At 37.0% G+C, this 25329-nt stretch carries 25 protein-coding genes and 2 tRNA genes; 14 read left to right on the top strand and 13 right to left on the bottom strand.

The genetic code is table 11. The features are described 5' to 3' along the window. Positions 1 to 119: 119 nt before the first annotated feature. Entirely contained in the window at positions 120 to 602 is a 483-nt protein-coding gene (locus tag IM793_RS04145) for a GNAT family N-acetyltransferase (RefSeq protein ID WP_193419863.1), read from the bottom strand. Positions 603 to 664: 62 nt separating this feature from the next. Between IM793_RS04145 and IM793_RS04140 the strand changes: the two genes are divergently transcribed. After that, positions 665 to 985 (top strand): hypothetical protein, encoded by a 321-nt coding sequence (locus IM793_RS04140; RefSeq protein ID WP_193419862.1) that lies wholly within the window; start codon positions 665 to 667, stop codon positions 983 to 985. A gap of 63 nt (positions 986 to 1048) precedes the next feature. Further along, positions 1049 to 1651 carry a hypothetical protein gene (locus IM793_RS04135; protein ID WP_193419861.1) on the top strand — a complete coding sequence of 201 codons (603 nt, stop codon included), beginning with the start codon at positions 1049 to 1051 and terminating at the stop codon, positions 1649 to 1651. A 69-nt stretch (positions 1652 to 1720) separates the two neighbouring features. On the opposite strand, the gene IM793_RS04130 is transcribed toward IM793_RS04135, so the two are convergent. Beyond that, on the bottom strand, positions 1721 to 3319 hold the full coding sequence (locus tag IM793_RS04130; protein ID WP_193419860.1) for a S41 family peptidase: 1599 nt from the start codon (positions 3317 to 3319) through the stop codon (positions 1721 to 1723). Between the two features lie 311 nt (positions 3320 to 3630). Between IM793_RS04130 and IM793_RS04125 the strand changes: the two genes are divergently transcribed. Next, positions 3631 to 4071, top strand: coding sequence for an SRPBCC domain-containing protein (locus tag IM793_RS04125; RefSeq protein WP_193419859.1), 441 nt, complete (start codon positions 3631 to 3633; stop codon positions 4069 to 4071). A 106-nt stretch (positions 4072 to 4177) separates the two neighbouring features. Here the strand turns inward: IM793_RS04125 and IM793_RS04120 are convergent. From IM793_RS04120 to IM793_RS04110, 3 genes are all read right to left on the bottom strand, one after another. Then, positions 4178 to 4250 (bottom strand) — tRNA-Phe (locus IM793_RS04120). A gap of 183 nt (positions 4251 to 4433) precedes the next feature. Further along, positions 4434 to 4991: a GNAT family N-acetyltransferase gene (locus IM793_RS04115; RefSeq protein ID WP_193419858.1), complete on the bottom strand. Its 558-nt coding sequence runs from the start codon at positions 4989 to 4991 to the stop codon at positions 4434 to 4436. Between the two features lie 242 nt (positions 4992 to 5233). Then, positions 5234 to 5306: transfer RNA gene (locus IM793_RS04110), tRNA-Phe, on the bottom strand. A gap of 228 nt (positions 5307 to 5534) precedes the next feature. Between IM793_RS04110 and IM793_RS04105 the strand changes: the two genes are divergently transcribed. After that, the gene (locus tag IM793_RS04105; RefSeq protein WP_193419857.1) at positions 5535 to 6830 is read left to right on the top strand and encodes a (Fe-S)-binding protein; all 1296 of its coding nucleotides are present in this window, start codon (positions 5535 to 5537) and stop codon (positions 6828 to 6830) included. Positions 6831 to 6923: 93 nt separating this feature from the next. Beyond that, complete coding sequence (locus IM793_RS04100; RefSeq protein WP_193419856.1) at positions 6924 to 7712, top strand: (Fe-S)-binding protein; 789 nt, start codon at positions 6924 to 6926, stop codon at positions 7710 to 7712. Positions 7713 to 8374: 662 nt separating this feature from the next. On the opposite strand, the gene IM793_RS04095 is transcribed toward IM793_RS04100, so the two are convergent. Continuing rightward, positions 8375 to 8860 (bottom strand): hypothetical protein, encoded by a 486-nt coding sequence (locus IM793_RS04095; protein ID WP_193419855.1) that lies wholly within the window; start codon positions 8858 to 8860, stop codon positions 8375 to 8377. Positions 8861 to 8910: 50 nt separating this feature from the next. On the opposite strand from IM793_RS04095, the gene IM793_RS04090 reads away from it, so the two are divergent. The 3 genes from IM793_RS04090 to IM793_RS04080 all read left to right on the top strand — a co-directional run bounded on the left by IM793_RS04090 (position 8911) and on the right by IM793_RS04080 (position 12192). Next, a complete protein-coding gene (locus tag IM793_RS04090; protein ID WP_121282429.1) occupies positions 8911 to 9390 on the top strand; it encodes an ABC transporter ATPase in 480 nt (159 codons plus the stop codon). Between the two features lie 4 nt (positions 9391 to 9394). Next, positions 9395 to 9682 carry a YciI family protein gene (locus IM793_RS04085; RefSeq protein WP_138820569.1) on the top strand — a complete coding sequence of 96 codons (288 nt, stop codon included), beginning with the start codon at positions 9395 to 9397 and terminating at the stop codon, positions 9680 to 9682. Between the two features lie 98 nt (positions 9683 to 9780). Then, positions 9781 to 12192, top strand: a complete 2412-nt coding sequence (locus IM793_RS04080) for an AsmA family protein (protein WP_193419854.1) — start codon at positions 9781 to 9783, stop codon at positions 12190 to 12192. Positions 12193 to 12265: 73 nt separating this feature from the next. Here IM793_RS04080 and mtgA read toward each other — a convergent pair whose 3' ends face one another. Continuing rightward, positions 12266 to 12994: a monofunctional biosynthetic peptidoglycan transglycosylase gene (gene mtgA / locus IM793_RS04075; protein ID WP_193419973.1), complete on the bottom strand. Its 729-nt coding sequence runs from the start codon at positions 12992 to 12994 to the stop codon at positions 12266 to 12268. A gap of 189 nt (positions 12995 to 13183) precedes the next feature. Here mtgA and IM793_RS04070 point away from each other — a divergent pair, with 189 nt between their 5' ends. Together IM793_RS04070 and IM793_RS04065 are read left to right on the top strand one after the other, a co-directional pair. Further along, positions 13184 to 13993, top strand: a complete 810-nt coding sequence (locus IM793_RS04070) for a DUF1080 domain-containing protein (RefSeq protein ID WP_193419853.1) — start codon at positions 13184 to 13186, stop codon at positions 13991 to 13993. Between the two features lie 30 nt (positions 13994 to 14023). Then, the gene (locus IM793_RS04065; protein ID WP_193419852.1) at positions 14024 to 14722 is read left to right on the top strand and encodes an SDR family oxidoreductase; all 699 of its coding nucleotides are present in this window, start codon (positions 14024 to 14026) and stop codon (positions 14720 to 14722) included. A 393-nt stretch (positions 14723 to 15115) separates the two neighbouring features. Here the strand turns inward: IM793_RS04065 and rplI are convergent, their stop codons facing one another. From rplI to IM793_RS04040, 5 genes are all read right to left on the bottom strand, one after another. Further along, positions 15116 to 15559 carry a 50S ribosomal protein L9 gene (rplI, locus tag IM793_RS04060; protein ID WP_025144599.1) on the bottom strand — a complete coding sequence of 148 codons (444 nt, stop codon included), beginning with the start codon at positions 15557 to 15559 and terminating at the stop codon, positions 15116 to 15118. A 12-nt stretch (positions 15560 to 15571) separates the two neighbouring features. Then, entirely contained in the window at positions 15572 to 15835 is a 264-nt protein-coding gene (gene rpsR, locus IM793_RS04055; protein ID WP_010599582.1) for a 30S ribosomal protein S18, read from the bottom strand. Further along, a complete protein-coding gene (rpsF, locus tag IM793_RS04050; protein WP_029283098.1) occupies positions 15835 to 16191 on the bottom strand; it encodes a 30S ribosomal protein S6 in 357 nt (118 codons plus the stop codon). The genes rpsR and rpsF overlap by 1 nt, the downstream gene beginning before the upstream one ends. A gap of 175 nt (positions 16192 to 16366) precedes the next feature. Next, on the bottom strand, positions 16367 to 17602 hold the full coding sequence (locus IM793_RS04045) for an outer membrane beta-barrel protein (RefSeq protein ID WP_193419851.1): 1236 nt from the start codon (positions 17600 to 17602) through the stop codon (positions 16367 to 16369). Positions 17603 to 17757: 155 nt separating this feature from the next. After that, complete coding sequence (locus IM793_RS04040) at positions 17758 to 18351, bottom strand: hypothetical protein (protein ID WP_193419850.1); 594 nt, start codon at positions 18349 to 18351, stop codon at positions 17758 to 17760. 181 nt (positions 18352 to 18532) lie between these two features. Here IM793_RS04040 and IM793_RS04035 point away from each other — a divergent pair, with 181 nt between their 5' ends. From IM793_RS04035 to IM793_RS04025, 3 genes are all read left to right on the top strand, one after another. Then, on the top strand, positions 18533 to 19396 hold the full coding sequence (locus IM793_RS04035) for an AraC family transcriptional regulator (protein ID WP_193419849.1): 864 nt from the start codon (positions 18533 to 18535) through the stop codon (positions 19394 to 19396). A 76-nt stretch (positions 19397 to 19472) separates the two neighbouring features. After that, positions 19473 to 21776: a TlpA disulfide reductase family protein gene (locus tag IM793_RS04030; protein WP_193419848.1), complete on the top strand. Its 2304-nt coding sequence runs from the start codon at positions 19473 to 19475 to the stop codon at positions 21774 to 21776. A 21-nt stretch (positions 21777 to 21797) separates the two neighbouring features. Next, positions 21798 to 22556 carry a DUF1570 domain-containing protein gene (locus IM793_RS04025; RefSeq protein ID WP_193419847.1) on the top strand — a complete coding sequence of 253 codons (759 nt, stop codon included), beginning with the start codon at positions 21798 to 21800 and terminating at the stop codon, positions 22554 to 22556. A gap of 5 nt (positions 22557 to 22561) precedes the next feature. Here the strand turns inward: IM793_RS04025 and IM793_RS04020 are convergent, their stop codons facing one another. Next, entirely contained in the window at positions 22562 to 23308 is a 747-nt protein-coding gene (locus IM793_RS04020) for a hypothetical protein (protein WP_193419846.1), read from the bottom strand. Between the two features lie 136 nt (positions 23309 to 23444). Between IM793_RS04020 and IM793_RS04015 the strand changes: the two genes are divergently transcribed. After that, a complete protein-coding gene (locus tag IM793_RS04015) occupies positions 23445 to 25268 on the top strand; it encodes a DNA polymerase III subunit gamma/tau (RefSeq protein ID WP_193419845.1) in 1824 nt (607 codons plus the stop codon). The last annotated feature ends 61 nt before the right edge of the window (positions 25269 to 25329 follow it).

The raw sequence follows: 25329 nt of genomic DNA, 5'->3' as shown, positions 1-25329 counted from the left end.
AATTCTTCTTTATAGGTTTCGCCGATGGGGATGGCCTGATCGTTGATATAAACGGTGTTTCCATTTACCATTTTAATCTTTTCAATAGAAATAATATACGATTTATGGATTAACCCCTTCTATAAAACCAGCAGCATCCAAACATTACAGGCAAAATGCCCCGAGTTACCTAATGGGGCAGCGAGTTTTTTAAACCCTGCCCTTTCATACATACCAATTGCTGTGGTAAGCTCAGGGAAAGATTCTAAATAAACCTCATTATAACCAAAGTGTTGGGCTGATGCTATACTTTTTTCCATGAGCATTTTGCCAATACCTTTCCCGCGCGAAGATGAAGAGGTGTACAATTTAACCAGCTCAACACAACCATCTGGCAAGCCTTCTGTTGGATAAATGCCACAACCGCCAATAATAACCCCATCCTCTTCGGCCAACCAATAAGCAGATTGCGGATGTTCGAAAACTATAGATAACTCATCAGTTGTAGGATCGGTATAAACAGTACCGGGCTTGTCTATTTTAAATTCTCTTAAAATCGTCCTGATCATTGAAGCGGTAGCAGTATTATCTTGCGCAGTTATCTTCCTGATGGTGATGGCCATATTACTCTTATTTTATGCAAAGTTAAAAAATGAGTAGTGGCTTTCTAATAAAAGCAAACAAAATGCCTTCTAATTTCATTTATAAAGTATTAAAACAGATTTACACCATGGAAAACGAAGAAAATAAAACAGGAACAACATCAGGCACAAATCGCCCAAAACCAACAGATGATGTACAGCTGGAAATAGAAACCGTAACGCCTTCAACAGAAAAGGAAACCGAAAAACCAAGTGAGGCATTAAAAACCGAGGAAGTTAAGGATGAGAAAAAATTGAATGATCAGGATGAAGAAGCAGATACTACGGGGAAACCTGCCGAAGAAGAGAAAACTGGTAGCGACGATAAACGCGATGATATCGAAACCGCTACACCAAGTGCTTAGTTAATTTTGGTTAAACGCATATTACAGCTGAAATAGTTTTACTATTTTGGCGTTATGAATAACATGAAAGAAAAACTATTGCTTTTCCTGTTTACCATAAGCATTTTTGGATGTGGAATAAACAGGCAGGCACAGCAGATAAAAGCACTTGAAGATTGCACCTATAAAATTACAGGTGTACAACAGGTATCGATTGCAGGCACAGATGTTAAAAAGTTAATGGACCAGCAAAGCTTTAGCTTAACCAGTTTACCAGGGGTTGCATTGGGTTTGCTCAGAAAAGACATTCCGCTTAGAGCCAATCTAAATTTAGAAATAACCAATCCGTCGGGCAATTTAGCGGCTATAAACCAGTTCGAATATAAGATATTGGTCAACAATACTGATTTGGCAGAAGGCATCGTTAATCAAAATGTAAGCATTGCACAAGGCCAAACGGTTACCGTTCCGGTACAATTGGTGAGCAACATTTACGGACTAATATCTAATGGTAATGTATTTAACGATATTATCAAGGCTGCTCAAAAAGGATCATCGTCAAAAGATGAAAAACTAGGTTTATTAACCATAAAAATAAAACCAACCTTTATGCTGGGCAATACACCTGTTAAATATCCAGGATACATAACTATTAACAAAGATATCAGCAGTAAAATATTATTGTAAATACCGTCACAAATAAAAATGCCCGCTTAACTAAATATGTTAAGCGGGCATTTTCATTATTAGCTTTTATTAAAATTTCTTATCTGGCGTCATCACCATACCTTTAAAGCCTTTTGGATCTAACTTTTCATCTAATGCTCTTAGTTGTGTCACCGATAATTTTGATGGCATTACTGTTGTCGTTGTACTTAAACTAGCTGTTTTTGCAGCTGTCGTTATAAAAGTTCCATTTTTGGCGTATGAAAGAGCATTGGCCAACAATGTTTCTGTTTCATCACCCCAGGCCTTGGTTAAATCTTCTGCCGATTCTTTGTCTACCGTTAGGCCAGAATAGTAACCGCCAACACCAAGTTTATTTTTAGTTTCAAATTCTGGAATGTACATATCCACCTTGTCTATTCTGATTGGAAAGAAACCCACAGGTTTACCGTATGTTGTTGTACCAATCATTTTTACGTCCATTACTGGTTTTAAACTGTTAATGGTTAACTCGCTTGCAGAGGCTGTTGATCCAGTTACAATAAAATATATGCGGTTTAAAGATAATGAACCGGACTTTGCAAATTTCTCTATATTATCTGCAGCTGTAGGCGAATAATTTAAATCTGCATATGTAGCATATTTTCCGTTTACACCAGTGGTAAAAGTCTGTAATTTACCGTCATCATCCAACAGCGGCTGATGTGCCAGAACGGAGGCTTTACGTTGAGCAGTAGTGATAGACTGTAAATAGTTATTGTAATAAGAAGTGAACATCGTATTACCTGTTTCGCCTGCTGGCGCCGCTAAATTGATGATTTGGGTAGCTGTTGAAACATAGCCACCACCGTTATAACGTAAATCAATAATTAATTCACTCACCCCTTGTGTAGCAAAATTAGCAAAGGCTGTATTTATCGCCGCAGAAGCATTATTAGTAAAACTATTAAAAACAATGTAACCGACTTTCTTTGTACCAACTGTATAAACATTGGTAAATAAGATCGGATTAACGCTATAAAAGCTACTGGATACAACAGCTGTTTTCGGGTTACCGCCTAGATCATTAAAAGCAAGAGTCACCGTTGCATTAGCACCAAAAATGGCATTATTTAAAAAACTAACTGCACCAGGGTAGGTCAGATCTGTTCTTCCGTTTACACTCGTTATCCTGCAGCCGCGTGTTAAACCCTGCAAGGCTGCAGGAGAGTTAGGATAAACATATTTCACCCTTAAATCTGTAGTATTATTATATTGAACAGAAAAACCGTAATCATTGGCTGAGCCATTTACATCTGCCTTAAGCGCTCCTGTTTTACCTGTAGTAGCGGCAGTATAGTCGAAAAACGAATATTTAGGTTCGCCGGGAGTGCTTCCATATTCATATGGTTTTCCTGTTGCCGGATCTAAAGAATATTGTGTCATGGCATATAGTTCTGCTTCATTCGAACTAAATCCACGTGGATTAAACACCTCATAAGTGGGTAGCGAAGTATTCCAATAATAAAGTTCTTTACCGTATAAATAAATAGAATCTTTAGTCAATTCATCCCGCGTTCCGCTAGGCGTCGTCACAACCGGTGGAGTTACAGGCTCATCAGGTGCAGTACTGCTCTTTTTACAGCCGGTAATAGCCCCAAAGCTTAAAAAACCTAGCGTTACCAGGTAAAAGAATTTCTTATTTCTCATTGGAATTTATAGTAATGTTATCTATATACGAATAAGGCAATCGTTAAGTTGTTCCGAGATAAACTTTACCTACCAACAAACTAAAATTTAACTCAAAATTGTACACTCATGCATATATATTGGTGAATTACGTAAATCTACCGATTAAATTACTTTTCATTGAGATATTTAGCAATTTTTAACAGATCTGCTAACGGTGTTTCACTATTAGTCCTTATGCCCCCACAAAAATTGTCGCCTTTGCACCGCTTAAGTCAATCAAATCCTGTGCAAATTTGTTATACTAATTATCTGATTTAAAACCAGGAACTATGGAAAAGATCGAACTTAAAACCACAATTAACGCCACAGCAAAAAAAGTTTGGAATGCACTGTTTGGCGTAGAAACCTACCCTAAGTGGACAGCTGTTTTTATGGAAGGATCGCGTGTAGAAACCGACTGGAAAAAAGGAAGCAAGGCCCTGTTTCTGGGCGAAAATGGAGATGGGATGGTAGCTGTGATTCAAGACAGTATCCCAAACCAGTATATGTCTATCAAACACCTTGGTGAGATAAAAGACGGCAAGGAAGACTACAGCGGGAATTGGGGCGAAACACTTGAGAATTATACCCTCAGTGAAAGAGATGGCAAGACAGAACTCGTTATTGATATGGGCATTAGCGATGAATGGAGAGATTATTTCGAAAAAACATGGCCTAAAGCACTGGATAAGGTTAAAGAGATAGCCGAAAATCCCGATGAGCAACTGTAAAAGTCAATTTGAAACAAAAGCCAAAAATAAAATTGTGCTGCGTGGAATTTTTTACTAAATGGCATTAAACCAAAAAAGCCTTTCATTTCTGAAAGGCTTTTGGAAGTGGTGCCACCTGGATTCGAACCAGGGACACAAGGATTTTCAGTCCTTTGCTCTACCGACTGAGCTATGGCACCATCCGTTTGGGATTGCAAATGTAGTGTTCTTTTTCTCAATTCCAAAAAAGGATTTCAGTTTTTTTCATCAAAACAGGACCTTAAATCCTCATCTTTTTGATAAGCAAGAAGATGCACTAAAAAAAATATTTTTATTTTATATCGCGCGCTTAGGCGACTTAAGGTAATCAAAAAAACATATCCCTATAAATGGTCAATAATATTCCTTAGAAAAACATACTCCAGGCCATCTATATCATCCATTACCTCACTAATCTTTTTAAATCCTAAGCTAGAAATAAGTTTAAGCGAATCTTTATTTTCCGGCGAAACACTGGCTATAAAATTTTCAACTCCAAAATTTATGTTTGCCCAGTTCATTACAGCCGTAGCAGCTTCTGTTGCATAACCCTTTTTCCGGTAGTCTTTAATAATGCGATAGCCTAATTCAACCGCGTTTGTAGCATATTCTTTTAAATATTCAGGATTTGGCTTACTATGGAACCTCACCAATCCTATCATTCGATCTTCGTCCGCTAATATAATTGCCCTTGCCGACCATGGCAAGTAATCTGAATCTTCAAATTGCTTTAAACCGTATCGCAAACTACCTGGATGATCGAACATTTCTACAGGAATATTAGCTTTCATTAAAAGTGCTGCCCCTTCTAAATCATTTTCCAGGAAATAGGATATCATTTCCTTATTCATTAAACGAAGGATTAGCCTCGGGGTTATAATATCATCTGTAGATTTCTGCATGACACAAAAATGCTAAAATACTTACCATTTATATGGAATATAAGATGCTATGATTAAGAAACTCAAAAGAAAACTTCAAGCCAATTTAAAAGTACGGCGTAAACTTAGATAATCTCAGGTGGCTTAGGTGGTCAACAAATAAAATACTATGCTAATCTGTTGCAAATAAATAAACAAGGGCAATTTCAATAAGAATGCCATAAAACCAAAAAAGCCTCTCATTTCTGAAAGGCTTTTGGAAGTGGTGCCACCTGGATTCGAACCAGGGACACAAGGATTTTCAGTCCTTTGCTCTACCGACTGAGCTATGGCACCATCCGTTTGGGATTGCAAATGTAGTGTTCTTTTTTCAAAAGCAAAATTTTTTTTCGATTATTTCATTGCTACACTGATTATCAATTAATTAATTTTTCACTATTTTTAATAAAGGCCTTAATACTTGCTTAGAATGAGTACAAACAAACAATTTTATTATTTTTTTTATGCATGCATAGTATTTTTTTGAGATTAATATCCTAATTTAGCATAACAATCTAATTTTGCATGGTGGCACAGATCCTTTTTCTAGTACTTACACTTGCAGCAATTGCGCTGTTTACAGTTAACCTGCGTAAAATAATTCGCAATATCCGTTTAGGCAAACCGGTAAATCGACAAGATCAACCGCAAAAAAGATTAATGACGATGCTTCGGGTGGCTTTTGGTCAATCTAAAATGGTTGTTCGCCCTATCCCTGCCTTCCTCCACTTTTTTGTTTACATAGGCTTCGTCATTATCAATATTGAAGTGTTGGAAATCATGATCGATGGTTTGTTCGGCACACACCGCATTTTTAATGGCTTGGGTGGTTTATATAATTTCCTGATCGGCTCTTTTGAAATTCTGGCTTTTACCGTTTGGGTTTCGTGCGCTATTTTTCTGGTACGCAGGAACATCCTCAAACTTAAACGCTTTAGTGGCGTAGAAATGAAAAGCTGGCCGAAATCTGATGCGAACTATATCCTCATCACCGAGATTTTATTAATGAGCGCTTTCCTGCTCATGAACGCAGCCGATGCTAAACTCCAGCTTTTAGGTGCAAAACACTATGTAAATGCAGGTGCTTTTCCGGTGAGTCAATATTTAATGAATATCCTTCCTTCAACAGAACATGCCTTGGTAATCGTTGAACGCAGCTGCTGGTGGTTTCATATTATAGGTATTCTGGCTTTTTTAAATTACCTGCCTTATTCGAAACATTTCCATATTCTTTTCGCCTTTCCGAACACCTATTTTTCTAATCTGGAGCCTAAAGGTGAATTTACCAATATGGCCTCGGTTACCAATGAGGTAAAAGCAATGCTCGATCCTTCTTTTGTTCCGGCAGAAACCGAACCTGGTAAATTTGGCGCAAAAGATGCAACCGACTTAAGCTGGGTAAACCTGATGAATGCCTATACCTGTACCGAATGCGGAAGATGTACTTCTGTATGCCCGGCAAATATTACAGGTAAACTTTTATCGCCACGGAAAATTATGATGGACACCCGTGACCGCATTACCGAAGTGGGCCAGAATATTGATAAACATGGTGCAGAACATCAGGATGGAAAATCATTACTGGACGATTACATCAGCAGAGAAGAGATCTGGGCCTGTACCAGCTGTAACGCATGTGTAGAGGCTTGTCCGGTAAACATTGATCCATTGCAGATTATTATGGAACTCCGCCGTTTTGCGGTGATGGAAGAATCGCAGGCACCAGGAAGCATTAATGCAATGTTGGGCAATATTGAGAATAACCAGGCACCATGGAAATACTCTCCAGCCGATCGTTTTAACTGGGCACAAGAAAGTTAGCATTAACAGTTTTCAGTTGGCATTGAATTAAAATAATAATTACATCAGGTCTCGATACTTGGTACTCGATACTAGAAAATAGATACTAGACAAATGGAATTTAAAGTCCCTACAATGGCCGAGTTAGTGGCAGCAGGTGAAGAACCAGAAATATTATTTTGGGTGGGCTGTGCCGGAAGTTACGATGAAAGAGCGCAGAAAATTACGCGCGACATCTGCAAGATTTTACATCATGTAGGTATAAAATATGCGGTATTGGGAACCGAAGAAAGCTGCACAGGAGATCCTGCTAAAAGAGCAGGGAACGAGTTCCTTTTCCAGATGCAGGCCATGGCCAATATCGAAGTTTTGAATGCTTACAACATTAAAAAAATCGTGACCGGCTGTCCACATTGCTTCAATACCATTAAAAATGAATATCCGGGTTTAGGCGGCACTTACGAAGTCATCCACCATACGCAATTGATCCAGGATTTAATTAACGAGGGTAAGTTAAAAGCTGAAGGCGGAGAAAGTTTTAAAGGCAAAAAAATCACTTATCACGATCCTTGTTATTTAGGCCGTGGAAACGGAATTTATGAAGCGCCAAGAAAAGCATTAGAAGTTTTAGATGCTCAGTTGGTAGAAATGAAACGTTGCAAAAGCAACGGATTATGCTGCGGTGCAGGTGGCGCTCAGATGTTTAAAGAACCTGAAAAAGGGAATAAAGATATCAATGTTGAACGTATTGACGAAGCGCTTGAAACCAATCCACAATTTATTGCAGCGGGCTGCCCGTTCTGTATGACGATGTTAAGCGACGGCATTAAACTAAAAGATAAAGAACAGGAAGTTAAGGTATTGGATATTGCTGAGATTACGGTAAGGGCAAACGGCCTTTAACTTTCAACTAAACAAATAAAGAAGCTGTATCAAAAATATAAATTTGTCATCCTGAGGAGTAATTTATTGTATAAAAATCAATATGAATGGACAGAATGATAAAGAAGGGAATGGTCTCGAAGTATCGTCATTTCGACCGCAGTGGAGAAATCTTTTAAATTTGATTTCAAAAACGTAGTACAAAGATCTCTCCACTTCGCTTTGCTCCGGTCGAGATGACGACCGTGCTAATGGATTCTGTCTATGGGTAACCTGTAGAAGGATCTTTTTTATATATCTCACAAGGCGTTCTACAGGGCTCAACGTGACAAATTCGAAGCGAATTACAACTCATTAGACGGCCTCTTTATCATATTGTCAATCCCTAGTTGGCATTCGTTCGATCAGGTTTAGTTTAGCCATTTTCTTCTACTATGTCGGTTTCCGTGCACAAACCCGAGTTTATAGCCCTGATCGGAGCGGCATCCCCGATATTTCATCGGGATAAAGCGAAGAGCAGGACTAACATAAAAAAAGCGAATAACATTGCGCTCCAAAAAAATCGCCTATATTTTATTTCATATCATATACTACTGTTGCAACCTGCATCATGATTAACATTAAGATGTGATGGTTTTTTGTTCAGAAAAGCAATTGTAGTATTGCATAGGTTAATTTCTCACCTAAAGCTTCTGCGAAATTGAAACCCCTGCATTAATTTTATTCAAATTGTCACGGATCAGATTTAAATCTTCAGCCTCCATATTTTTTAACGGAATCACCAGCTGGGTAGCCATTGAGTCTACATCACCTCCCCTGTCTTTATAGGTCTGCACAATTACGTCATCACCCTTGGTATAAATATATAATTTACCCGAAGTAGTGGTACCATAATAGTCCATATCTTTAAATTTCGATAACTTAAATGCGAAATACTCCGTTTTACCGTTATTAAAATACAGCTTGTAACGGCAAAAACCATTGTTAGTAACATTTAACTCATAACGTTTTACCTGATCACTTTCCTGGCTGCTGTCATAATGATCGGTAAGCGTTTTATGAAGATAAATGGCATACTGCTCCATGGATTCGGGGTCTGAAAAAGCACATAAAAACATACAAAAAGCCGAAAGAAGGGATATTTTCAAGCACAGTGTAAACTTTTTCATCAGGTTAGCGTTTTAATCATACCAATTTAATTAAAATCATAAATTTGTATATGAGTTTTTCTCCACAATCAAGAGTTTGGATATACCAAAGCGATCGCAAATTTACTTCTACTGAAGAAACTGAGATCTTAAACAAATTGGCAGCTTTTACTAACCAGTGGAAAGCACATGGAAATGAATTGCTTGCAAAAGCAGAAATACGCTATGGCTTTTTTATTATCCTAACAGTAGATGAAAGTCAGGCTGGTGTTACCGGTTGCTCTATTGATAGCTCTGTTCGTTTAATTAAAGAAATTGAGCAGGAGTACCATGTAGACCTTTTTAACCGTTTCAACATTGCCTATAAAGTAAATGAAGAAGTTGTGGTAAACAGCAAAGAAGATTTTGAAACTCTGGTAAATATAAAGCAGGTAACGCCAGAAACGATTGTATTTAACAATATGGTTCAAAACCTGGCTGAGCTTGAATCTAAATGGGAAGTTCCTTTTCAAAACAGCTGGCATTCTACCGTTTTTGCACATTTACTTTAAGCCTGTGTTCATCGTAGATCTTAAATATATTGTTCCGCTAACCGAGTTAGATGCGCATATGGAAGCGCATGTTCAATATTTAAAGAAATACTATAAAAAAAACATTTTTGTAGCTTCGGGAAGAAAGGTGCCCCGAACCGGTGGAATCATTTTGGCCCTGGCTAAAGATGAAGCTGAATTGAAAAAAATCCTGATGGAGGATCCCTTTTACAAACACCGTTTGGCTGATTTTACGATTACACATTTCTTAACCTCACAGTACCATCCTGATCTGGAATCTCTTTTAGGCTAACTGATTCAGAATGTCTGTTGCTATTGCAGCTATTTTTTACTGTAAGCCAAACAATTAGCGAACAAAAAACATTATATTGGTTAAATCAAATAATGTGTATGAAGCGCTGGCTTAAAATCTCTTTAAAAATCTTATCCGTTTTAGTTGTACTAATTATATTAACCTGGCTGGCGGGTGCGTTTTACATTAGTCGCAACAAGAAAGAAGTGCTGGCTTCTATCCTCTCGCAACTCAATAAAAATTTAAACGGACAGATTACGGCCACAAGTATGGAACCTACGCTTCTAAAAAGCTTTCCAGGCGTTTCGGTATCCTTAAATGGCGTTCTACTAAGAGATAGCCTGTGGAACCAACATAAACACGATCTTTTAAAAGCGCAGGATATAGATGTATCGCTAAATGTACTTTCGCTTATTGTAGGCAATATCAACATTAAACAGATTGCCATTAACAATGCATCTATTTACATCTACACCGATTCTACAGGCTATAGCAACACCAGTATTTTTAAAAGTAAACCTAAAACTGATAAAAAATCATCGCCAAAGTCCTCCGCATTAGAAGTTAAAAAGATTGATTTTAATAAGGTAAGTTTAATATTAGACAATAAGAAAAGGTTTAAGTTATTCAATTTTGATATTGATCAGATCCAGGGCAGAATGGAGTATCCTGATAGCGGCTGGACAGGTAAAATCAAGTTGATGACTAAGGTAAACAGTTTTGCCTTCAATACTCGAAAAGGTAGCTTTTTGAAAGATAAAACCCTGGAAGGAACCTTAAACGCCCGTTACAGCCGGGATCTTGACGCAGTGATACTAAATCCCGAAATCTTAAAAATTGGTGGGCATCCTTTTAAAATCGGTGCTAAAATAGAATTAGATAAATCTGCTTTTGCTATTAGCATAGCTGTAGATGATATTTTATTCAGAGATGTTGCTTTACTCCTATCGCCCAATATCTCCTCCAAACTCTTAAAGTTCGGGATAGAAAAACCAATCAATATCAGGGGAAATATTGTTGATGACGGATCAGGCAAATATGGCGATCCATTGATTAAAGTAGGCATAACGGTGAGAGACAATATAGTTTCCATTCCGGCAGGTAAATTAACGGCTTGTAATTTTGATGGTTCCTTTACCAACCAGGATACCGTTGGCGGTATTATTGGCGATGAAAACTCATCTATCAAGTTCCACAAACTTACTGCGAAATATTTTAATGCGCCGCTTAAGATCGATACATTCACGGTAAATAATTTAGCTCGCCCAATTGCCACCGGATTAGTAACCTCGCAGTTCCCCCTATCCAATTTAAACAATTCACTAGGTACGAATGATTTTGATTTTAAAAACGGTACGGCCAATTTAAGGTTATACTGCAAGGCTGATATTGATAACTTCAGTTTCACCAAACCAGTTGTTTCAGGTAAAATACAGATTGCAGATGCAGACATTCTTTACATCCCCAGAAAGCTCCATCTGGTAAAAAGTGCCTTAAACATCAATTTTAACCAGAACGATTTATCGATCCAAAATGGGCATTTCCAATTGGGCAAAAGCGAACTTAATGTAAGCTGTAGCATCGCCAATTTTGCCAACTTGTATTATACTGCTCCCGAAAAAATATTGGTGAACTTAAAAATGTCGAGTCCTCAACTCTACCTAAAAGAGTTTTTACCTTTCTTAGGACCGAGAACAGCAAAGAAAAAATCGAATGGAAACAAACAAGTGGTTTCCAAAGAGTTGAGCAATGTGCTGGAACTTTCTAAAATGAATATCCGTTTAACGGTTGATAAAGCCATTTATGATAATTTCCTGGCTAAAAACCTTGATGCCGACATTTCTTTGCGGGGCGGGGGGATATTTTTCAACAAAATAAGCGTGGCGCATGCCGGCGGTCAGTTATCGCTAAACGGAAATATTATGCAGGAAACGGCTTCAAATAGTTTTAAGATCAGCTCAAAGATCAGCCATGTAAGTGTGAAAGATTTCTTTTATTCGTTTGATAATTTCGGACAGAATACCATTACCAATAAAAATTTAAAAGGTTATTTATCAGCGTTGGCTAACATTTCCGGAAAAATATCGCACACAGGAAAAATCCTTCCAAGATCAATAAACGGTAAAGTGGTGTTCAATCTGAACAATGCCGCACTGGTTAATTTCGATCCGATGGTTAAGGTTGGAAAATTTGCTTTTGCCAACAGGAACCTGTCAAACGTAGAAATCAAAAATCTTGATGGAACACTGAACGTGCGCGGCGACAAAGTAGAAATCAGTCCAATGCAGGTAAACTCCAGTGCTTTAAACTTTAACGTAAAAGGCATTTACGCTTTAGGAAGTGGTACAAATGTAGAGATGGATATTCCACTGAGAAACCCGAAAGGAGATGAAAACCTAACCAGATCGGAAAAAAGAGAAGCCCGTATGCGTGGAATCGTATTGCACTTAAAAGCTATTGATGACGAAAAAGGCGGAATAAAGATCAGGTGGAATAAGGATCATGATTAGTGTAGTCCTAAGTCTGGAGTCCAAAGTCCTTAGTCGATAAATTGACTTTGGACTCAGGACTTTGGACTATCGACTAAAAATCCAACGGCCCTAACCTGTTCATATTTCTTAAGATCAGGTATTGGCGGTGCCTGATGTATGGGGTTGCGTTTTTGGGTGTCCACCTTCTGGGGTTTGGAAAACACGAAGCAATTAAAGCGGCTTGTTTCTTGGTCAATTTTGTACAGGATTTACCATAATACGCCTGGGCAGCAGCCTCGGCACCATAAATTCCGTCGCCCATTTCGATTACGTTCAGGTAAACTTCTAATATTCTTTCTTTGCTCCAAAACAGTTCTATAAGTAAAGTAAAATAAGCTTCAAAACCTTTTCTTATCCACGATCGGCCAGGCCATAGGAAAACATTTTTAGCAGTTTGTTGCGAAATGGTACTTCCGCCCTTTACCTTTTTTCCTTTAGCATTACTGGCAAAAGCTTTTTCAATAGCTTTCATATCAAAACCGATATGTGTTAAAAAGAGCTGATCTTCAGCAGATACGGCGGCCCTTTTCATATTATCAGAGATATCATCAAACTTAACCCATTTTTTTTCCGTTTTAAAAGGTTTCCCATCTGCTTTACGCTCAATGTTCCGTAGTACCATTAAAAGGGTAATAGGTGGATTGATAAAACGCAACGCAATTACCCAAAACACCGAAACCAACAAAAAATATAAAAATACTTTTGTAAAAATATTGGTGATCTTTTTTAAAAGAGGATGTTTTGCCTTGCTTTTAGCTTTGGTTGTCCGGGTTTTGGCCATGGCCCAAAGGTAATTAAAGAGACTGAAGTTGGGAAATGCAGAGGACTGGAATGATGCGAAAAAGTTTTTAGTCATCACAAAAACCAAAATGCAAAATTCCTGTGGTAAACCTTTAACCTGCATTAAAATCAGTTTGTTTACGTATTTTGTGATTCACATTTTAAAAATAGCGCAAACAGAATTAACCAAATGAAAAAACTAGGCTATCTTTTTATTGCTGTAACACTGTGGGGCTGTAGTACAAGCAAGAACATCAATAACCAATCAGAAAAGTGGATAACACTTTTTAACGGGAAAGATATTAAAGACTGGAATGTTAAAATCCATCACCACGATTACAATGTAAATTTCGGAAATACCTTCAGGGTTGAAGATGGAATTATACAGGTTCGATATGACCAATATGGCGATTTCAATGATCAGTTCGGCCATCTTTATTATAAAACACCATTTTCTTATTATCACTTAAAACTAAAGTATCGCTTTGTTGGCGAGCTGCAAAAAGGAGCACCAAGTTACACCCTGCGGAATAGCGGTGTGATGTTCCATTCTCAGGACCCGAAAACAATGCCTAAGGAACAAGACTGGCCAATTTCCATTGAGATGCAGTTTTTAGGTGGCTTGAGTGATGGCCGTCCACGCCCAACAGGAAATATGTGTTCACCTGGTACAGATATTTTTTATCAAGGTAAATTATATGATGGACATTGCCTGGACTCTAAATCAAAAACTTACGATGGCGACCAATGGGTATCTGCCGAATTGATTGTTCTCGGCGATTCGCTTGTAACGCATATTATAAACGGCGATACCGTTTTACAATATAGCAAACCACAGATAGGTGGCGGGGTAGCTAACCGTTACGATCCGAAGATTAAAATTGATGGAAAAGCCCTTACTCAGGGTTTTATTGCCTTACAAAGTGAGGGACAGCCGGTAGATTTTAAAGATATCCAGATCATGGAGCTTCCTCACCACAATAAGAAAAAATCTAATTAAACATTTTACGATATCATACGTTACAAGAAGATGAAAGTTGCATTAATTACAGGCGGAAGCAAAGGAATTGGTTTCGGCATTGCCGAATCACTTTTAAAAGAAGGCTATAAAGTAGCCATTACCAGCAGGACAATAGACAGTGCAAATCAGGCCGCATCTCAGCTGGTAGCACATGGTGATGTATTGGCCATTGAAGCAGATGTTGTGGATTTTAAATCTCAGCAGGATGCTGTAAATCTGATACTCGAAAAATGGGGACAATTGGATGTACTCATTGCCAATGCAGGTGTTGGTCATTTTGCACCAGTTGATGAATTGGACATTAATTTATGGAAAGAAACCATTGATACGAATTTAACTGGTGTTTTTTACAGCATTAAAGCTTCGGTAGAGGAGATCAAAAAAACAAAGGGCCATATTTTTACCATTTCCAGTTTGGCAGGAACGAATTTTTTCGCCGGAGGATCGGCTTATAATGCCAGTAAATTTGGCTTGACCGGTTTTACTCAATCGATTATGCTTGATTTAAGAAAATACGGTGTAAAGGTAAGTACCATTATGCCTGGATCGGTAGCCAGTCATTTCAACGATCATCAGCCGAATGCTGAAGATGATGCCTGGAAAATCCAGCCAGAGGATATGGGCAAATTGATTGTTGATTTATTAGCCATGCCAGCAAGAACACTACCAAGCAAAGTGGAAATCAGACCAACAACGCCAAAAGGATAGTAAGGATGGAAGATGTGAAATGGATGATGGAAGATGTAGTTAATTCTACGACATGAATAAATTATTCTTTATTTTTTACTGCGGGAAGCGTTAATTGTTTCCCGTAGACTTGCAAATTTAACGTATCATAAGCTATTTTATATTTCTAAACATTATTTAGCAATATAAATGCCCTGACTTTGTTACAAAAAATACAGAAATTTGGGTTGACTTTGTTACAAAAGAATCAAAAATGGCATTTAAACGATCTATTGAGGAAAATTTAAATCAATGGAAAATCAATACAGAAAATTGCTCACTCAATCCTCTCCATCATCCATTTTACCTCATTCATTTTCCATAAAAAAAGTCCCGATTTTCATCGGAACTTTTTATTGATTCTTTAAAGAATGCTTATTCAGCGATTACTTCAAAAGGAACCTGAACTTTAACTTCTTTGTGTAAGTTTAAGTTAGCAACATATTCGCCAACAAATTTAGGTTCAGTTTCGAAAGTAATACGACGACGGTCTACATCAAAGCCTTGAGCTTTTAATGCTTCAGCAATCTGGATGGTGTTAACCGCTCCAAAGATTTTTCCGCTTTCGCCTGCTTTAGCACCGATTGAAAGTTTAACATCAGTTAAACGTTCAGCAACACCTTCAGCATCTTTCTTAATTTTATCTTGTTTAAAAGCAGCTTGCTTTAAATTTTCAGCTAAAACTTTTTTAGCAGAAGAAGTAGCCAAAGCGCCAAATCCTTGAGGGATTAAATAGTTACGGCCATAACCTGGCTTTACTGTAACTACATCATCTTTCTCACCAAGGCCTTTAATATCTTGTTTTAAAATAATTTCCATATCTCTAGCCTCCTATTTTAATTGATCAGCAACGAAAGGTAACAAACCGATATGACGGGCGCGTTTAACAGCCTGAGCCACTTTACGTTGGAATTTTAACGAAGTACCGGTTAAACGGCGTGGTAATAATTTACCTTGATCGTTAATAAATTTCAACAAGAAATTTGCATCCTTGTAATCGATGTATTTAATTCCGTTTTTCTTGAAACGGCAATATTTTTTACGGTTATCCTCTACTTTAGGGGCTGTTACGTATTGTATTTGTTCTCTTGCCATTACGCTGCAACCTCCTTAGTTTTTTTGTTAAAAGCACCACTACGCTTTTTCTCATTGTAAGCAACAGCGTGTTTGTCTAAACGGATAGTTAAGAAACGTAACACACGCTCATCGCGTTTTAATTGAAGCTCTAATTTTGCGATCAAATCTCCTGAAGCTTTGTATTCAGTTAAGTTGAAGAATCCATTTGATTTTTTCTCAATTGGATACGCTAATTTTCTCAAACCCCAATTATCTTCCTGGATAATTTCGGCTCCGTTATCAGTCAGAACTGCTTTGAATTTAGCTAATGCCTCTTTCGCAGCCTCTTCAGATAACAACGGGGTTAGAACGATAACAGTTTCGTACTGATTCATTGTTATAAATTATGTTTTTAATTTTTTAATCCCGAGGTATATTACGGGGATGCAAAAGTAACAATATATTTCTTAAAATCAAACTTTTAATTAGAAACCAGCTATTTAAAACTCAACCAATTAACCTCCGGTAATAGCTGTACCAATTTCACCCTCTCCCAAACTACCTGAATGCTTATTTTTTATTAAAAAAATAATTGATCACAATACTGGTACGCTGCATGCTCACATTGTAATACACATAATTGCTTATGGCTGTTTCAAATGAATACCCAGCAGATATCTGTATTTTTTTATTTAAGACTATACCTGCCGAAGCCTGTGGACTAAAATTAAAAGGCTGCAGTTCTACTTTATTCTCTTCTACTAAAAGTGCATCGTTGAACGGATAGTAGGTAGTAGAAATATTTCTCGAATACTTAGAAACCATTAAACCAGCACCAGCGCTCACATAAAACTTTAAACGATCAGTATTATAAAAGTTATATAAAACCTGAGGTGCAAATACTGCAGAATACTGTTTAAAACTATGGGTTCGTATATTATTTTCTGAAGATGAAAAATCGCCGCTATTCATCAAAACGGAAAGTTCGAGTCTATAAATCAGCCGGCCAATCTGAGGATTAGAAAAGACGTCCAGTCCTCCCGTCAATATCGGAGAATAGCCCATTTTTGATGTTCCATCAGTAAAACTACTTGCCCCAGTATATTTAGCTTTATTGAGGTTTAGGCCTAAACCAGCAAAAAACCTGCTTTTTGCAACATTCGATTTTTTTACCACATCTCCATTTATATCTGCAACGATTTTTTCTATATCTCTTTCCGAATAGTCTAAATAAGTAAACTTACGACTGGGTACAGAAATATTAGCATGGTATTTTGTAAACAGCTGCATCAATTGATTTGAATAAGAATTGCTGCTTTTTATTACTGTTGTATTATTAGGATCAAGGTATAAATTACGGATAAGCTCTATCGGCTCTGCAACATCCCTTTCTTTTATATAAAACCTGTTTTTAATGTCATTACTATACCTGTACAACGTAACATTGGTACCTTTTTGTAAAACCTGAAGAAATACGGTATCTCTACGCACAGTTAAATCAATGCCAACAGATAAATAAGCAGCCTCGGTTTTGCTCTGACTTACATCTACAATGAAGCGTTGGTAAATATCTTTCCCTTCGATGTTGATTTCTGAAGCGTTATCGGCTGTAAAGGTTTGAACCTTATCGCCGGTATTGGATTTAAACTTGAATGAAGAAGGATTGTGCTCTTTTTCTCTGTAATCAACAAATCCTTTAAGGGTATCTTTTGTACTTGTAATTACATATCCCTTAACAAAATTGGTCTGGGCTTTTGCCGCCACAGTAGAAAACAGCAATATACAACCGGCAAATAAGTATTTCATATTGCGTTAATTTAAGCGGCTAAGATAATGCAAAATATTAAATTAAAGATTCAAAAACCTCATCCACAAATAGCCAGACAATGTTTTTTCAATAGCCCTTAAACAAAAAAAGGTTACCCAAGGGCAACCTCAAACATCAATTAGCTGTAAAATGTTTAATATGTTTCAATCGTTTTAACAAAACTCTCTTCATTGAACTTCACAACGAAGGTTAATTCTTTAGAATCTGTTTTACCGATATTGAATTTCTTTACCAATTGCGATTTATCTTTGAATACCTCATTATAAACCACATCATTGTATTCGTTATACACTTTAACTTCCACCGGACTATTCTCCAGGTTTTCAAGGTTAAGCGTAATTACCTGATCTTTTTTAGTATAAACAGGTTTAAACAGGTTAGAAACTTTAGGTTCAGAAACAAGTGCCTCACCGTTTTTAATTACCACACTATATTTTGCAACTTTTACATCCGACTCTACTTTAAGCGTATATTTTCCATCAGGAAGCTCATTCAGATCATAAACTTTGCTGGAGGCAGCTGAAGCATGGATGTTTTCTTCAAATAAAACTTCATCATATGCATCAATGAGTGATAAATTAACATTTTCTGCTTTATCTACAGAGAAACGAATAAATTTTTCTTTTTCACCTTTTACTTTTAAAGTAAAATCATCATCGTTAGCGTGTACACCCGTAGCAGTAAAAAATAACGCTGCTATTAAACCGATTTTTAAGAACTTTTTCATAACCAATATTTTTTAGAGTTAATCATTATATGACACCACTAAGGTACGGAGGCATCTGAAAGATAGGTGATTGCATATTTGCCAATACCTATGCTATATTACCCTTAATTATTCGATATTTTAACAAAACCTATAATAAAGCATATTTTTTATCTATTTTAGAACACATAATTAGCAAAACATGAAACCAAGTTTTGAAGTTGTTGAGCCTTCTTTTGGAAGTTCATTTTATTATTCAAAATATGTAGAAAACGCCAACAATATGGCGCATCTTTGGCATTACCATCCTGAAATTGAAATGGTGTTTGTTAACGGAGGGGCCGGCAAAAGGCAGATCGGCAGTCATGTGTCCTATTATACCGAAGGTGATCTGATCCTCATTGGCAGCAATCTTCCCCATTGTGGTTTTACCGATACCAATACCGGAAACAAAAACGAAACTGTTATCCAGATGAAACCCGATTTTTTGGGCGACATCTTTTTAGGTCTGCAGGAAATCAAAGGCATCCACGAATTATTCGACAAAGCAAAGGCGGGAATTGCCTTTGGTAGCGAAACCATGCGGGCCGTTGGCGATAGCATAGAAATGATGGACGATCAGTCGCCTTTTGAAAGACTTTTAACGCTACTCAGCGTATTAAAGGAACTTGAACATGCGAAAGATTATAAAATCTTAAATGCCGACGGATTTTCGATGGAAATGCAGGTGCAGGATAACGACCGCATTAATATGATTTTTAACTACGTAAAAGACCATTTCCAGGAACAGATTAGTTTACAGCACGTGGCGGAAATGTCGAGTATGACGGTTCCTTCCTTTTGCCGTTATTTTAAAAAAATTACCAAAAAAACCTTTACACATTTTGTAAACGAATATCGTGTAGTGCATGCGTCAAAGCTTCTTGCCGAAAAACCCATCAGCATTGCCAATATTTCTTATGAAAGTGGCTTTAACAACTTTAGCCATTTCAATAAATTATTTAAAGAATTTACCGGCAAAAGTGCTTCAGAATATAGGCATGAACTAAAATCAGTGATCAAATAGTTTACAACTCTTATTTAACAGAATTTAACGGACAATAACCCGTTTTTTAGTTATACTTGTTTTTCAATCTAAAACAATGAAAACCAGTTCTCTCCATCAAAAAATTGTACTAGCCTTTTTTCTATCGATAGTTACAGTAGGCCTGCACGCTCAAAAAACAATAACCAATCCATTTGTTGGTTTTAACAGCGCCTCATCAACGCTGAAAATCACAAAAATAGTAACATCAGATACCGCTACTGTATTATGGTTTACCACTACCTATACTGCCGGGCAATGGATCAGGATACCTAAAAACACTTATCTTCAAGACAATACCGGTACCGCCAAATACTACATCAGGAAAACAGTTGGCATTCCATTAGATAATCAATACTATATGCCACCAAGTGGTAGTGTATCGTATCAGCTTATTTTTCCAAAAATTAATGCAAAAGCCACCAGTATTGATTATGTAGAAGAGGGTGATAATAGCTGGAAAATCTATGACATTGCCTTGCAGGAAAGCAAAAATTTACTTCCAAACTTTATTTATACGAGCTGGTATAATAAAAACAATAATAATCTCGAAATCGCCTTTTATAATCAATCGGTAGTTTATGATAACAAAGTTTGGACTTATAAAAACACCCTTAAAAAGCCGAATAGCATCCTTACATCAATAACCATTGCTAATGGCAAAGAAACCAAACAGCTTTCAATTAGCGGATTAAAGAACAACACGATCAACCTTACCATTGATAATAAAACAGTTCAGTTAAGCAAAAACCAGGCAGATTGTAAAAGAATTATTCAAAAGGAAACCTATAAACTTCCCATCTTCAAAAACGATAGTGCTACTTTTAGTGGTTATATTAAAAACTACAGTCCTAAATTGGCAACTAAAACCCTGATGTTGTACATAGACAATATTATATCGGGGGGACAGGAAAACCAGATCATAGCAATACAAAAAAACGGTTATTTTTCGGCCAAAGTAGGGATTTATCAACCCGAAAGAGTTTTCCTGAGGTCAGATATAGTCAATGAAAATGATATCTACCTGGAGCCTGGCAAAGAACTTTTTGTCATTATTGGCGATGAAAATACCAGATATACAGGTGAGCTGGCTCAATTAAATGAGGATCTTTCTCTTTTAAATAAATTTGATTTATTCGACTATGAAGACATCCAAAAAAGAATAGTTGACATGAAGCCAAACGACTATAAAACTTATTTACTGAATCTTCAAAAAACAGAACTTTCCAGGTTAGATTCCACCCACCAGCCTGGAACCCTTTCAGAGAAAGCCTATCAAGTTAAAAGGATAGATATTGTATGTGGTTATGCCAACCATATTATCGAGTATAACTGGAATTATGAATATGCAAATAGGGCGACTAAAAAGAAGGCTGAAAAATACCCTGATGATTACTATAATTTTTTCGACCAAAAAATCATCAATGATGAACTTTCTGTAATTAGTGGAAATTACAATGCCTTTATTAACAGATTTAAATTTTTACCGGGAGTAAGACCTGACAGATATAGCTATACCCATAATTATGCTGATATGTTACATGCGCTTAAAGCGAGTGATATCGCACTTACTGATTTAGACAAATCTTTCGAAAAATTGATATCATCAGATGGACTTTCATTAAAAATAGATAGTGCTGATAAACACATACAAGATGCATGGTTGCAGGAACATGGTGATTTTATCAAAATCTTTAACACAAAAAATTTCTCAAATTATTATATCAAATTAATCGATTCGGCATTTAATATTAACAAAGGGATTTTGGTTGATATTATGAACGCACAAGATATTTTAAGACCAATTGTTAGCGAACTCTCTCCAATCAGCCAGAACAATTTGCCTTATGCCCTATCAGATATTAAGAATCAGTTTGTAAAAGATTATATTAAACTCAGAAACAACGATACAGAAAAACAGATCATCGCTAATAAAAAAAACGGGGGATATTTTGTAAACCAAACACCAAAAGTAGAAGCGGATAAAATTTTAGATAACATTATCAGCAAACATGCAGGCAAGGTTATTTTAGTTGATTTTTGGGCAACATGGTGTGGTCCCTGCCTTAACGGAATTGCGGAAATCAGACCTTTGAAAGAAGAAATGAAAGATAGCAATGTTGTATTTGTTTACATTACTGATGAAAGCTCGCCTTTGGTTGCCTACCAGAATTTAGTGCCCACTATAAAAGGACAACACTATAGGCTAAAAAGTGATGAATGGCGCTATTTAGCTGATAAATTTAAAATTACAGGCATTCCGCATCAAGTGCTGATTAATAAAGAAGGCAAAGTGGTAAACCCGGCTTTGGGATTTATGGATAACAGACAAATTAAAAAACTTTTAGAAGAACACTTGTAACAAAGAAATTAAGACAGTAACATGAATAAATTTCTGCTGCTTGTAATAGCAAATATGATCAGTATGCCCCTTTACGCCCAATACGTTGACCTTAATTTAGTTAATTGCAAGATAAACGACAACGAGCAAAAGAAAATAGAAAAACTAATTGCTTACGAACGCATGTTCTGCAACGAAATTTTTGAGACAAGAGAAAACATTACCGCCCCGGTAAAAATAAACCTATATGGAAAAAATAAAGATTACCGGTTAGCGCAAAAAACATACAGCGCACCAATAAATAGTGCCGGATTTTATATTGCCGCAATTAATGAAGCCTTTGTATACAAGAGCAGCGATTTCATTTCGGTAGCACTCCATGAGGCCAGTCATAGTATTTTTCAGTTTAATTTTAAAAATTCTCCCAAATGGTTAAATGAAGGATTAGCAGAGTTTTTCGAAACGCTGGATTTTGACAGCGAGGGGAATTTATACGCTTACCCGCAAAGCGGCAGAATTAAGAGCATAAAAGCAGGAATAGATTCGAAAGACAGCGAAAGGTTAAAAAATTTCTTTAAAATATATAGCGGTTCGTTTTACGGGCATGGTATAGACGACAATTACAACACAGCCTATAGTATGATCTACTTTTTTATAAAATCGAAAAGAACAGACCTGCTTAAAAAAATAATAAAACTAAACACTCAAGGCTACGATACCGAAAAATCGATTGAACTAACTTTTGGCAGTTTTGACAAGTTTGAAGAAAGATATAAACAGTTTTACAACCTTTATCATTAATATAATCAATATTGCTTCACTTTTATACGGTAGTTACCTTTATAATATTCTTTCATTTTAATTACCTCTTTTGATTTCCCGGTTAACCAGAAAATAGCATAACTGTCTTTGCTGTAATTAATTTTAAGCAGCCAGCAATTAGCTGTTATATCTGCATTCAATTTCAAATTATCTTTGCCAACCACTTCATAACGATGATAGGTTGCTGATTTTTCGTTAGGATCGAAAAAGGAAATATCAAACTGCTGGCCAACTTTTTTAATTGGCAATAATCGGTAAGTTTCTAAATCCTGCTCCCACGAAATGATCGGAATATCTAATTTAACCGGACCTTTTTTGATTGCATCATTATTTTTTACGGTATCAGATGGCTGCATCAAGCCATCTTTATAATCGTATGCAAAAACGCCTCTGCGTTTATAACTGGCATAATGATAAATTGGAGACATTGTTTTCCGGTCACAGATGTTTGTTACTGCGGCGAAAAGTGAATCGTTGTGGAGCCATTTCCAACCAAATTCTACAACTTCATTTTTATCTCTTTTTTTAAAAGCAGTTGTTCTCTCCCATATATCTCCGATAGTCCGTTTCGTCTCAAGAGAATCAGTCATATAAACCAGGTAACTGTTTTTTCCCTCCTTCAGATTGCTCATCACCAATTTATGGTTTTGTGCATTTATAGTATCAACCTGTGCCATCGAAGTGCCTGAAAAAGACAACATTATTGCGCCAATAAAAATTAATATCCTCATTTATAAAGTTTTACAATTAGATTAATTTTATCATTAAATGTTACATAATCTTTTACAAATCATTTCAGTATTTCAACTTTTCCACATTCCAACTTTTCAATCTTACAACACCTAAATTTTTCCTATTTTCGTGCCGATGGAAAATTTTATCGTTTCTGCCCGTAAATACCGCCCAGCCACCTTCGAAACCGTTGTTGGCCAGCAGCATATTACCGGTACGTTAAAAAACGCCATCAAAAACAATCAGCTTGCCCAGGCATTTTTATTTTGCGGGCCGCGTGGGGTGGGTAAAACTACCTGTGCACGTATCCTTGCAAAAACCATTAACTGTACCAACCCTACAGCCGAAATGGAAGCTTGTGGTCAATGCGACAATTGTCTTTCTTTCCAGAACGGGCATTCCTTTAATGTTCACGAATTAGATGCGGCATCAAACAACTCAGTTGATGATATCCGTAGCTTAATTGAGCAGGTTCGTATACCGCCCCAAGCTGGAAAATATAAGATCTATATCATTGATGAGGTTCACATGTTATCTCAGAGTGCATTTAATGCCTTTCTGAAAACATTGGAAGAACCGCCTTCTTATGCTATTTTTATCCTGGCCACCACCGAAAAACATAAAATCCTGCCGACTATTTTATCGCGTTGCCAGATTTTTGATTTCAACCGTATCCAGGTAGAAGATATTGCCAGTCACCTGTCAACCATTGCCCAACGCGAAAATATTGCTTTCGAAAGTGATGGTTTACACATTATTGCTCAAAAAGCAGATGGTGGTTTGCGTGATGCACTTTCAATGTTCGATCAGATTGCCAGTTATGCCAATAAGAACATCACTTATAAAGCAGTAATCGACAACCTTAACATTCTAGATTACGATTACTTTTTCAAACTTACTTCTTACCTAACCGCAGCAGAAGTTAGCCAAACCCTGCTCCTGTTCGATGAAATTCTGAACAATGGTTTTGATGGCAACAACTTTATCAATGGTTTGGCCAGTCACTTCCGAAACCTATTAGTAGGTAAAGATGCCGCTACCATTAAATTGTTGGAGGTGAGTGAAAATATCAAACAAAAGTACCTCGATCAGTGCAGGCAAACAGAATTATCGTTTTTATTAACGGCATTAAATTTGGCCAATACCTGCGATCTGAATTACAAGAATTCTAAAAACCAGCGTTTGCAGGTAGAGTTGGCACTGATTAAAATGTGCCATATCCGGTCAGTCGTCAATTTAGCACAACAGCCTTTAAGCCCTAATAACACAGCAACTGACGCAGATCAGGATAAAAAAAAAACTAATGTCGTAGCTGAGCCAGCTGAAAGCCCAAAGCCTAAAGTTGAGGTTGAAAATACCGCTCAGGCTGTTGCACCTGTTGTTAATACTCCTGTTTCGGCTAGCATACCAGTAGCAGAAAAGCCAAAGGAAAGTCAGCGGGTTGGTCCGCCACCATCTGCCACTTCCATCAGTATTAATATTCCAAAGGCAAACGCAATCAGTACACTCATCCCTTCGTTAAATGATTTGGAACGTGTAGCCCAGGGAGATGATGATGACGGACCCAAAAAAGTTACGGGCGATGCCAGAGAAGCCTTCAGTTACGATCGTTTACTGGAAGTCTGGAATGCATTTACTCAAAAGATGAAAGCCACTGACCGGATTAATCTTTTTACCATCTTAAACAATTTTGCCCCTACACTTTTAAGTCCTCAGCTAATCGAGATTTCGGTAGAGAGTAAAACGCAGGAGCATCTTGTACAACAAGAGTCTGTTGAACTTTTAAATTTTTTACGGAACGAGCTTAGAAACTTTGGTGTTGAGGTTACTTATAAGTTAATGGAACGCAAGATAGAAAACAGGCTCTACGGAAATCGCGAAAAGTACGATTATCTCGTAAACAAAAATCCAAAGCTGGACGAATTACGCCGGAGGTTTAATTTAGATATTAATCCGTAAAAATGAATAGTTTTTTAACCAAAGCAAAAAGCAGGATCACACTTTTAGTATAACCCTGCTT

This window comes from Pedobacter sp. MR2016-19, assembly GCF_014947265.1.
Classification (GTDB): domain Bacteria; phylum Bacteroidota; class Bacteroidia; order Sphingobacteriales; family Sphingobacteriaceae; genus Pedobacter.
Note: the sequence above shows the minus strand (reverse complement) of the source record. Positions and strands in the feature narration are given on the sequence as shown.